The 11,485-nt window shown below is 32.1% G+C and carries 8 protein-coding genes and 1 tRNA gene; 4 read left to right on the top strand and 5 right to left on the bottom strand.

Features of this window, described 5'->3' with window-relative positions; translation table 11 throughout:
* Positions 1 to 45: 45 nt before the first annotated feature.
* Both nusA and rimP read right to left on the bottom strand, forming a co-directional pair.
* Positions 46 to 1,302: a transcription termination factor NusA gene (gene nusA, locus LPB136_RS12780; RefSeq protein WP_072556706.1), complete on the bottom strand. Its 1,257-nt coding sequence runs from the start codon at positions 1,300 to 1,302 to the stop codon at positions 46 to 48.
* A gap of 11 nt (positions 1,303 to 1,313) precedes the next feature.
* A complete protein-coding gene (rimP, locus tag LPB136_RS12775) occupies positions 1,314 to 1,775 on the bottom strand; it encodes a ribosome assembly cofactor RimP (protein WP_072556705.1) in 462 nt (153 codons plus the stop codon).
* Between the two features lie 157 nt (positions 1,776 to 1,932).
* Here rimP and LPB136_RS12770 point away from each other — a divergent pair, with 157 nt between their 5' ends.
* Positions 1,933 to 2,760 carry a universal stress protein gene (locus tag LPB136_RS12770; protein ID WP_072556704.1) on the top strand — a complete coding sequence of 276 codons (828 nt, stop codon included), beginning with the start codon at positions 1,933 to 1,935 and terminating at the stop codon, positions 2,758 to 2,760.
* A gap of 47 nt (positions 2,761 to 2,807) precedes the next feature.
* Here LPB136_RS12770 and LPB136_RS12765 read toward each other — a convergent pair.
* A tRNA-Gln gene (locus tag LPB136_RS12765) sits at positions 2,808 to 2,879 on the bottom strand.
* A gap of 184 nt (positions 2,880 to 3,063) precedes the next feature.
* Between LPB136_RS12765 and LPB136_RS12760 the strand changes: the two genes are divergently transcribed.
* Both LPB136_RS12760 and LPB136_RS12755 read left to right on the top strand, forming a co-directional pair.
* Positions 3,064 to 6,159 carry a glycosyltransferase family 117 protein gene (locus LPB136_RS12760; RefSeq protein ID WP_072556703.1) on the top strand — a complete coding sequence of 1,032 codons (3,096 nt, stop codon included), beginning with the start codon at positions 3,064 to 3,066 and terminating at the stop codon, positions 6,157 to 6,159.
* A gap of 7 nt (positions 6,160 to 6,166) precedes the next feature.
* A complete protein-coding gene (locus LPB136_RS12755) occupies positions 6,167 to 6,811 on the top strand; it encodes a polysaccharide deacetylase family protein (protein WP_072556702.1) in 645 nt (214 codons plus the stop codon).
* A 96-nt stretch (positions 6,812 to 6,907) separates the two neighbouring features.
* Here LPB136_RS12755 and LPB136_RS12750 read toward each other — a convergent pair whose 3' ends face one another.
* Together LPB136_RS12750 and LPB136_RS12745 are read right to left on the bottom strand one after the other, a co-directional pair.
* Positions 6,908 to 7,201, bottom strand: a complete 294-nt coding sequence (locus LPB136_RS12750) for a thioredoxin family protein (RefSeq protein ID WP_072556701.1) — start codon at positions 7,199 to 7,201, stop codon at positions 6,908 to 6,910.
* An 86-nt stretch (positions 7,202 to 7,287) separates the two neighbouring features.
* Complete coding sequence (locus LPB136_RS12745; RefSeq protein ID WP_072556700.1) at positions 7,288 to 8,508, bottom strand: metallophosphoesterase; 1,221 nt, start codon at positions 8,506 to 8,508, stop codon at positions 7,288 to 7,290.
* Between the two features lie 148 nt (positions 8,509 to 8,656).
* Between LPB136_RS12745 and polA the strand changes: the two genes are divergently transcribed.
* The gene (polA, locus tag LPB136_RS12740; RefSeq protein WP_072556699.1) at positions 8,657 to 11,485 is read left to right on the top strand and encodes a DNA polymerase I; all 2,829 of its coding nucleotides are present in this window, start codon (positions 8,657 to 8,659) and stop codon (positions 11,483 to 11,485) included.

Genomic DNA, 11,485 nt, shown 5'->3' with positions numbered 1-11,485 from the left:
ATTTTCTAATGAAAAAAGGAAATAAACACACCCTTTACTATCAATTTAGTCTTCGAACTCTTCTTTTAAAATTCTTTGAACTTCTAGGATTGTTTCTTCTTCTAAATCTGTTCTTTTTACTAATTCAGCAACGTTAGTTTCTAATACTGCTCTTGCAGTATCTAAACCAATTTTCTTGAATTCTACAATTACCCAGTCTTCAATTTCATCTCCAAATTCTGTCAACTCAACATCTTCTTCCTCTAAACCTTCACGCTGAACATCTATTTCATATCCTGTTAACTGACTTGCTAAACGGATATTTACACCGCCACGCCCAATTGCTTTAGATACTTCTTCTGGTTTTAACAACACTTTTACACGTCCTTTTTTACCATCTTTTTCTTCTTCGTACAAAGTAATCTCCATAGAAGTTACTTTTGCAGGACTTAAAGCTCTAGCAATAAATAATTGGTCGTTCTTAGTATAATTAATTACATCAATATTTTCGTTTCCTAACTCACGTACAATACCGTGAATACGAGATCCTTTAACACCAACACAAGCTCCAACAGGATCAATCCTATCATCGTAAGAATCTACAGCAACTTTTGCCTTATCTCCTGGTATTCTTGCAACTCCTTCAACCGTAATTAAACCATCAAATACTTCAGGGATTTCTTGCTCAAATAATTTATTTAAAAATAATGGCGATGTTCTTGATAAAATAATTGCAGGTTTATTACCTCTTAATTCTACCGATTTTATTACACCACGAACAGCATCTCCTTTTCTAAAGAAATCTGAACGAATCTGCTCACTTTTTGGCAACACCAACTCATTCCCTTCATCATCTAACATTATAATTGCGTTATGACGTATGTGATGAACCTCTGCACTGTATAATTCTCCTTCTAAATCTTTAAACTGCTTAAAGATATTTGTACTATCGTGTTCATGAATTTTAGAAATCAAGTTTTGGCGTAGTGCTAAAATTGCTCTTCTTCCTAAATCTATTAACTTCACTTCTTCAGATACATCTTCACCAATTTCAAAATCTGGCTCAATTAATCTTGCTTCAGCTAGTTCTATTTCTTCATTATCATCTTCAGAAAAGCCATCTGCAACTACAACACGATTTCTCCAAATCTCTAAATCTCCTTTATCAGGATTAATAATAATATCAAAGTTATCATCTGACCCAAACTTACGTTTTAAAGTCGCACGAAATACTTCTTCTAAAATAGACATAAGTGTAACTCTGTCTATACTTTTATTGTCTTTAAATTCTGAAAACGAATCAATTAATGCTATATTCTCCATTGCATATTCTCTTAAAATATAATTTTTACTCTTGCTTCTTTTATTTCTGAATACAATAGATTTAATGTCTTCTCTACTGTATGCTTACCTTTACCTATTGGTTTAGGTTCTCTTGCTTTCCACGTTAAAACTATTCCGTCTTCATCAGCGGATGCTAAAGTTCCTTCGTATTTATCTTCTGCTGTTACAACTTTAATAATTCTGCCAATATTTTTTTTGTATTGACGTAATACTAAAAATGGGTGTGCGATATCTGGTGAAGTAACTTCTAAAGAAAAATCTTCTTCTTCTCTATCTAAACTACTTTCTATACTTCTACTTATTCTAATACATTCGCTAAGCGGAACACCAGCATCTCCATCTACAACAACTTTAATTTTACTACTTGCCAAGAAGGCCAACTCTATTAAAAATAAAGAGGGATTCTCATCTAACGCTTCTTGCAATAATTTTTTAACTGTATCTTGGTTCATTTTTGATATAAAAAGAGGGGACTTCCGTCCCCTTTCCTTCCTTTTGCCTTAATTTCGGTGCAAATATAGGAAGTAATTTACTAATACACAAGTAGGTTTGTATTTATCTTTTCCGTATATTTAGGTGTCTTTTCCACTCTTTTAAAACTTTTTAATTATGAGAAAAATTTTAGTCCCAGTAGATTTTTCAGTTTCATCTGAATACGCCTCAAAATTAGCTTCAAGAATTGCTAAAAAATCCGATAGCGAAGTACATTTACTACACATGGTAGAACTACCTACAGGAATTGTAGATATGGGTGCCGGAAGCAATTTTAGCATTCCAGAAAGCATGTTGTACTTACGTAAGGTAAGAGATAAACTGTTTGATTATAAAGAAAAGTATTTCTCAAAAAACACAGCAATAAAACATGCAATCCGTTTTCAAAAACCTTATGAAGGCATAGAAGATTATGGTAACAAAATTGACGCAAACTTAATTGTTATGGGTTCTAAAGGGCATTCTGAATTTGAAGAAATACTAATTGGTTCTAATACAGAAAAAGTAGTAAGAAACTCTAAAATACCAGTTCTTGTCGTAAAAAAAGATCAAGAAAAGTTTAAACCAAAAAAGTTAGTTTTCGCATCTAGTTTTAAAAAAGGAAACAAAGAGGCTTTTGAAAAATTTCTTGATTTCGCCGAAAAATTCAACAGTCAAATTCATTTATTAAAAATAAATACCCCAAGAAAATTTGAAAGCACTCAAGAAACAAAAAACAAAATAACTGAGTTTATAAAAGACTACAACCTACCTAAACACTCTGTAAATGTGTATAGCGACTCTTCTATAGAAAAAGGTGTTTTAAATTTTTCTGAAGAAATAAATGCAGACATTATAGCAATGAGTACACACGGCAGAAGTGGTTTATCTCATCTATTTAACAACAGCGTAACAAAAAGCTTATCTAAGAATGCTTTAAGACCAATATTAACTTTTAGAGTTTAATAATTCTTAAAATTAAAAAACGCTCACTAGAAAGTGAGCGTTTTTTGTTGGCCTACAAGGACTCGAACCTTGAATGTCGGTACCAAAAACCGGTGTGTTACCAATTACACCATAGGCCAATAGTATTATTGCGGGTGCAAATTTAAACCAAACTTTTTATTATGCAAACAATTTTTAATCATTTTTTCATTTCTTTTTTTTCTCTTTAACAAACTTTTATGACCAACTCTTATTATTTCAATGAAACTTAAGGCTTTAATATTCTATTAAATTAGTAAATTCGCCCGACATTTAAGTACAACTATGAACACTATCAACTATAAAAAATTAAATACAATCTTAGGATGGGTTGCTTTTGCAATTGCATTAATCACTTACACACTTACCTTAGAACCTACGGTAAGCGCTTGGGATTGTGGAGAATATATTTCAACTTCAGTAAAACTAGAAGTAGGTCATCCACCAGGAGCACCACTTTTTCAAATGTTGGGAGCCTTCTTTGCAATGTTTACAAATGACGTTGCTAACATTGCTAAAATGGTAAACTTTATGTCTGCTTTAGCAAGTGCATTTACTATTTTATTTTTGTTTTGGACCATTACAAACCTTGCAGAAAAACTTGCAAAAAAATCTGGTGAGTTAACAGAAGGAAAATATATTGCCATTTTAGGAAGTGGTTTAGTTGGTGCTTTAGCCTATACATTTTCAGACAGTTTTTGGTTTAGTGCTGTTGAAGGAGAAGTGTATGCAATGTCTTCATTTTTAATGGCTTTACTATTTTGGCTTGGTCTTAAATGGGAAAGTGAAATTGGACAACCAAGAGGAAACAAATGGTTGGTTTTAATCAGTTTTGTAGTTGGTTTATCATTTGGAGTTCATATTTTATCTTTACTGGTAATTCCATCAATTGTACTTCTATATTTCTTTAAAACGTATAAAAACATCAATTTAAAAACTACAGCAATTGCTACAATAGCTTCTATTGTTGTATTGTTATTTGTTTTTAAATTTCTATTTCCGTTTACGTTAAAATTCTTTAGTGTATCAGAATTATTCTTTATCAATTCAATAGGATTACCATACAATTCAGGAACTATAATTGCTGGTATTGTATTGATTGCACTTTTTTACTTCGGATTAAACTACACACGTAAAAAAGGATATGTTACCGGAAATACCTTAACACTTTCTGTACTATTTATTGTAATCGGTTTTTCTTCTTGGTTAATGTTACCAATTAGAGCGAATGCCAACACAACAATTAATGAAAATGATCCGTCGAGTGCGCGTGAATTATTAGCATATTATAATCGTGAACAATACGGAGACGCAAACGTATTTTACGATAAATATTACTCATTTACACACAATAGAGAGCAAGACGCTTCTAATCCTTATAGAGATGACAAGCCAAAATACGAAAAAAGAAACGGTAAATACGAGATTGTAAATAACTACAAAAACGCATTACCAAACTGGTCTAGCAAGCACAAAGGTTTTATACCAAGAATGGTTGATCCTGCTTCCGAAGAAATGTATAAAGCTATTGCTGGTATTCCAAAAAACAGCAAACGAAGACCTACATTTTTAGAGAACATTAAATTTATGGTCGATTTTCAGTTTGGCTATATGTATGGACGTTATTTTATGTGGAATTTCGCCGGAAGACAAAACGATGTTCAAGGACATTTAGATGCTAAAAACGGAAACTGGATTAGTGGTTTTGATGTGATTGATGAAGCTCGTCTTGGCTCGCAACAAGCATTGCCAGACGATGTTAAAAATAACAAAGGAAGAAATGTATATTTCTTTTTACCACTAATTTTAGGAATTATAGGATTGTTATATCAAATTAGTAAAGACAAAAAGAACTTATTTGTGTTATTTTTATTCTTTGCTTTTACAGGTTTTGCCATTATTTTCTATACAAACCCTAAACCTTTTGAACCAAGAGAACGTGACTACGCAGTAGTTGGTTCCTTTTATATTTTTGCAATTTGGATTGGCTTTGGAGTACTCTCGCTTTATGAAAGCTTAAAAAAATACGCCAACAAGAAAATGGTTGCAACAGGAATTTCTGCGGTTGCCTTATTAGCTGTTCCTGTTTTAATGGGAGTTCAAAATTGGGACGACCATGACAGATCTAACAGATACACAACTCATTTAAACGCACAAGCGTATTTAGAAAGCTGCGATCCTAACGCAATTATGTTTACCATTGGAGATAATGACACGTTCCCACTTTGGTACATGCAAGAAGTAGAAGGTATTAGAACCGATATTAAATTGGTAAATACAAGCCTTTTTCAAACTGATTGGTATATAGATCAAATGAAAAAAGCAACTTATAAAGCCGCTCCAATTCCTTCTGCATTAACACATGAAGAATATTCTTACGGAACTTTAGATGCAGCTTATTATTTTGAAGGATTAGCTGCAGTTCCAAAAGACTCTGTACTATCTTTAAAAGATTTTATGCGTTGGGTAAGAAGCGACAATGAAAGAACTTTTTATGATTTAGAAGAAGATGGTGTTCCTGAAAAAATATTGCCAACTAATAAAATCAGAATTCCTGTAAACAAAGAAAATGCTCTTAAATACGGAATTGTTGCCCAAAAAGACGCCAATAAAATGGTAGATTATATTGACATTACTATTGACGGTGGAATTGGAAAAAACAGCATTTTAATGCTAGATATTTTAAATAATTTTGATTGGAAACGTCCAATTTATTTTACTGGTGGATCTAATGCTGATTCTGAATATATTTGGATGAAAGATTACTTACAACTAGATGGCTTAGCCTTTAAATTAGTACCAATTAAAACACCAGTTGGACAAAACAGTATGTTTGATATGGGTAGAATTGATCCTGATAAAATGTACAACAATGTCAAAAAGTGGAACTTTAGAAACATTAATGACGGTAACATCTATTTAGACTCTCAAACAAAAAGAAACGCTATTTCTATGCGCAATAACTTAATGCGCTTATCGGAAGCATTTGTAAAAGAAGGAGACACATTAAAAGCAAACGAAGTATTAGATTTATCTTTAGAAAAAATGCCGATAAAAGATTTTGGACACTATTCTATTGCGTTAGCATATCCTGAATTATATTACGAAGCTGGCAATATTAACAAAGCTAGACAAACAGCAAATACGCTAGCAGAAATCATTGAACAGCGTTTAGTACATTATAGTACATTTAAAGATGAAGACATTAATTTGATGTTTGATGATTTAGATACTGATTTATATATGTTTCAGAATATAGTTAGGCAAGCCGAAAACTTTGACTCTGACCCTTTATATATAACTAAATTAAAAGATAGATTTCTTAAAAATGTAAAGCTATTTAGTCATTTATTACCTGATGAAGAAACTGGATTAGAATAACATAAGAATGAAATTATATTTCACTAAAACGCCACGTATATTTACGAGAATTTTCTCTAATTATACGTGGCGTTTTGCTGAAGATAAAAAGGAAATTTACTTAACTTTTGATGATGGACCAACACCAGAAATAACCAATTTTGTACTTTCTGAATTACAAAAGCACAACGCAAAAGCTACTTTTTTTTGCATTGGTAAAAACATTGAAAAACATCCTGAAATTTTTAAACAAATACTTTCTGAAGGACATTCGGTTGGAAACCATACTCAAAATCATTTTAATGGATGGAAACACAAAACCAATGATTATTTAGATAATGTTTTAAAGGTTGAAGAAACTTTAAAAACTTGTAACTATCAAAGCTTAAAACTCAACTTATTTAGACCGCCTTACGGGAAAATAAAAACGTCTCAAGCTAAAGAACTCATTAAAAAAGGCTATAAAATTATAATGTGGAGTGTTCTTTCTGCTGATTTTGACACTTCAATTTCTAAAGAACAATGTTTACAGAATGTTCTAAAAAATACCACAAACGGAAGTATTATTGTTTTTCACGATAGTGTAAAAGCAAGCGAAAAATTACGCTTTGTTTTACCAAAAATTTTGGATGAATTTTCTAAAAAAGGTTTTAAGTTTAAAGCAATTAAATAAGTTTTTAAACTAGTTTAGCCCCGATTGAAGTGGCATCCTTTTTTTGTTTTTCTCAAAAAAAGATATAACGGAAAGCAGGAATGGCTTCTAAAAAAATTAAAGATATTGTTGTACTAAACCTATAAGCGTCTTTGCGTCTTGATTACCTGTTTGACGCCATTTCATTTCGCCATTTTTGTAAATCATAAACGTTGGGTTTCCTTTAACGCTGAGCGCATCGGCAAGAAACTCATTTTTTTCTACGTCTATCTTAATTACTTTTGCCTTGTCTCCTAAAGCAGCAGCAACAGAACGTAGTGTAGCTGCAGGATTGTCTACTTCTTCCCACGCTGTATAAAAATCTATTAACACGGGTTTGTCTGTACTAATTATATCTCCAAACTTTGTCATTTTTTTTATTTTTAGTTTATACTGAAACACTTGGGAGAAATTGTTTCAATTACAAATATACTATTTTTACACAAACCAACTGGTTATCAGCCTTTTTTGAGTTCTATGACCGTAATTTCTGGCCAAATACCAACACGACCTGGAAAAGCATGATAGCCAAAACCGCGGTTTACATTAACGTATCTTCCAAATTCTTCATACAAACCTGCCCATTGTTTATAAACATATTTTGCTGGACTCCATTTTATAAATCCTGGAATTTCTATTCCAAATTGCAAACCGTGTGTATGACCACTTAAGGTTAAGTGATAGTTGAAATCGTTTTGTTTTACTTTATTTTCCCAATGACTTGGATCGTGAGAAAGTAAAATTTTAAAGTCCTCTTTATTAACGCCTTCTGATGCTTTTTGAAGATCACCGGCTTGATTGAACCCTTTTCCCCAATTTTCTACACCAATTAAGGCTATTTTTTGCCCGTCTTTTTCTATGTAACGATTTTCGTTTAGTAATAAATCGAATCCAATTTTAGGGTGAATTTCTTTTACAGCTTCAAAGTTCTTAGCTTTTGCTTCTGGTGTTTTCCAGTCGGAATAATCTCCATAATCGTGATTTCCAAGGATTGAATATTTACCCATTGGTGCTTCTAATTTACTGAAAGAAGGAATCCACTCATCCATTTCTGAAGCAAAATTATTTACAATATCTCCTGTAAAAAACAGAATATCTGATTTTTGCTGATTGATTAAATCTACAGCATATTCAATTTTCTCTTTATTATCGAAACTCCCTGAGTGAATATCAGTAATATGAGAAATTGTAAAACCATCAAAAGCCTCAGGCAGGTCTTTGAATGTTAGCTGATATTTTAAAACTTTGTAATTGTATTTCCCTTTAAAAATACCGTACAACAAGCTCGCAAACGGAATTGCCGCTAAACCTAATGCAATTTGCGACATAAATTTTCTACGTCCTGCCAGTGGTTTTGTTTCCGAAGAAAACAACGAAACACCTTTCTGTAAAATTCTAAAAACGTCTTCGCTTAATAAAGCTATGATCATAAAAATTTTAGGAATTAAAGCAATAAGTAAAATACCAACTGCCCATTGAAATTCTCTTGTTTGCCCATTACCTCTATCATACGTAAACATTGTGTATAAAAAATACCCGTAAGCAACAACACTAAATAACAACCAACCATAACGAATTAACTTATTCTTGGTAAGCGTTTTTATAGCTTGAAAAGCATATATTTCTAAAACAAAAAAAAGTACTGAAAGGATTAGTAAAGGGATAAACCAACGTGGCATAAAAAAAGTTTAAAATACTGACAAAGATAACTGTTTAAATTTCTAATGAATTTTAACGTCTTGTTAAAGTTTTGTACCTTTCTCAATTCTCAAAAAACACTATTTTTGAGGAATATTTTCATCACTTTTAAATTATAAAATTACTATAATGTCAGATCAAAAAAGAGTTTTTTTAGTGGATGCTTTTGCATTAATTTTCCGTGGATATTATGCTTTTATTAAAAACCCAAGAATTAATAGCAAAGGATTAGACACTTCTGCAATTATGGGTTTTATGAACTCACTTTTAGACGTAATTAAACGAGAAAGACCAGATCATTTAGCAGTTTGTTTTGATAAAGGCGGAAGTGTAGACAGAGTAGAAATGTTTGAAGCCTATAAAGCTAACAGAGACGAAACTCCAGAAGCTATAAAATTGGCGGTACCTTATATACAGGAAATTTTAAAAGCCATGCACATACCCATTATGGTTAAAGCTGGTTTTGAAGCAGATGATGTTATTGGAACACTTTCTAAACAAGCAGAAAAAGAAGGTTACAAAACTTATATGGTAACGCCAGATAAGGATTTTGCGCAATTGGTTTCAGAAAATATTTTCATGTACAAACCTCGTTTTGGTGGTGGTTATGATATTTGGGGAGTTCCAGAAGTACAAGAAAAATTTGGCGTAGAAACACCTGAACAAGTTATTGATTTCTTAGGGATGATGGGAGATTCTGCCGATAACATTCCTGGTTTACCTGGTGTTGGAGAAAAAACAGCAAAGAAGTTTTTAGCCGCTTATGGTTCTATGGAAAACCTATTAGCAAACACTGCAGATTTAAAAGGAAAAATGAAAGAGAAAGTTGAAGCTAATGGAGAGTTAGGTTTACTTTCTAAGAAATTGGCAACCATTATGCTCGATGTTCCTGTAACTTTTCATGCAAAGGATTTTGAATTAGATCAGCCAGATATTCCAAAAGTAACGGAGCTTTTTAACGAGTTAGAATTCAGAAACTTATTAACTAACTTTTTAAGAACTTTTAATACAGAAACAACAACTGAAGTTAAAACAGCAACCAAAGTTGAAGCTAAAAAAGTAGCACCAAAAACTGAAGGTCAGTTCGATTTATTTGCAGCGCCAGGAACAGGAACTGTTTCTGAAGCCGAAGTTGCATCGGGATTTAAAACTATTGAAAACACCAATCATTTTTACCAACATATAGATTCACCTTTATCAAGAAAATTATTGCTTAAAAAGCTGATGCAGCAAACTTCGGTTTGTTTTGATACAGAGACTACAGGTTTAAAAGCCTTGGAAGTTGAACTAATCGGAATTGCTTTTTCATTTGAAGTAGGAAAAGGATATTATGTTTCATTTCCAGAAGACCAAAACGAAACGGAAGCTATTTTAGAGGAATTTCGACCGTTTTTCACTTCCGAAGGAATTGAAAAAATCGGACATAATTTAAAGTATGATATTAAAGTATTATCGAATTATAATATGCCTGTAAAAGGTAAATTATTCGACACTATGATTGCGCATTATTTGATAAATCCAGATATGCGACATAATATGGATATGTTGGCAGAAACCTATTTAAATTATCAACCTGTTTCCATTACAGAATTAATTGGTAAAAAAGGAAAAAACCAACTTTCTATGCGAACTGTTGCTTTAGACAAGCAAACAGAATACGCCGTTGAAGATGCAGATATTACGTTGCAATTAAAGGAGCATTTTAGCAAAGAATTATCCGAAGGAAACCTAACAAAATTATACAACGAAGTTGAGTTGCCATTAGTTTCGGTTTTAACAGCCATGGAAATTGAGGGAATTAACTTAAATGTAGATTTCTTAAAAGAATTGTCAATTGCTTTAACGGATGATATTAATCGTCTTGAAAAAGGAATTTACGAACAAGCTGGTGAAGAATTTAATATTGCTTCCCCTAAACAATTAGGTATTGTTTTGTTTGAAAACATGAAATTGGTAGACAAGCCAAAAAAGACAAAAACGGGTCAATATAAAACAGGAGAAGATATTTTATCATTCCTTGAAAAAGATCATCAAATTATTAGAGATATTAAAGAATATCGTCAGTATAAAAAATTACAAAGCACGTATGTTGATGCGTTGCCAAATGAAATAAACCCAAAAACAGGAAGAATTCATACACAATACATGCAAGCTGTTGCTGCAACTGGACGTTTGAGTTCTAACAATCCTAATTTACAGAACATTCCTATTAGAACTGAACGCGGTAGAGAGGTTAGAAAAGCCTTTATTCCAAGAGATGAAAACCATGTTTTATTGGCTGCAGATTATTCTCAAATTGAATTGCGAATTATCGCTGCATTAAGCCAAGAAGAAACCATGATTAATGCTTTTAAAAATGGCGAAGACATTCACGCTTCAACCGCTGCAAAAGTATTTAATGTTCCGTTAGATGAAGTTACTCGTGAGCAACGTAGCAACGCAAAAACGGTAAATTTCGGAATTATTTATGGTGTTTCTGCTTTCGGATTAAGCAATCAAACTGATTTATCTCGTGGCGAAGCAAAAGAACTAATTGACACCTATTACGAAACCTATCCGAAGTTAAAAGCCTACATGGCTTCTTTAGTAGATTTTGCGCGTGAACATGGTTATGTAGAAACGGTTTTAAAAAGACGTAGATATTTAAAAGACATCAACTCAAGAAATGCTGTTGTAAAAAATGCTACGGAAAGAAATGCTGTAAATGCACCAATACAAGGTTCTGCAGCAGATATTATCAAGTTAGCAATGATTAACATTTACAATCGTTTTGAGAAAGAAAACTTTAAATCTAAAATGCTTTTACAAGTACATGACGAATTGGTTTTTGATGCACATAAAGACGAATTAGATATTATAAAACCAATTATTAAGGAAGAAATGGAAAATGCTTTTAAAATGGCTGTTCCGTTAGATGTTGAAATGGATTTAGGACAAAACTGGTTAGAAGCACATTAA

The sequence above is a fragment of the Tenacibaculum todarodis genome (genome assembly GCF_001889045.1).
In the GTDB taxonomy this organism is placed as follows: Bacteria; Bacteroidota; Bacteroidia; order Flavobacteriales; family Flavobacteriaceae; genus Polaribacter; species Polaribacter todarodis.
Note: the sequence above shows the minus strand (reverse complement) of the source record. Positions and strands in the feature narration are given on the sequence as shown.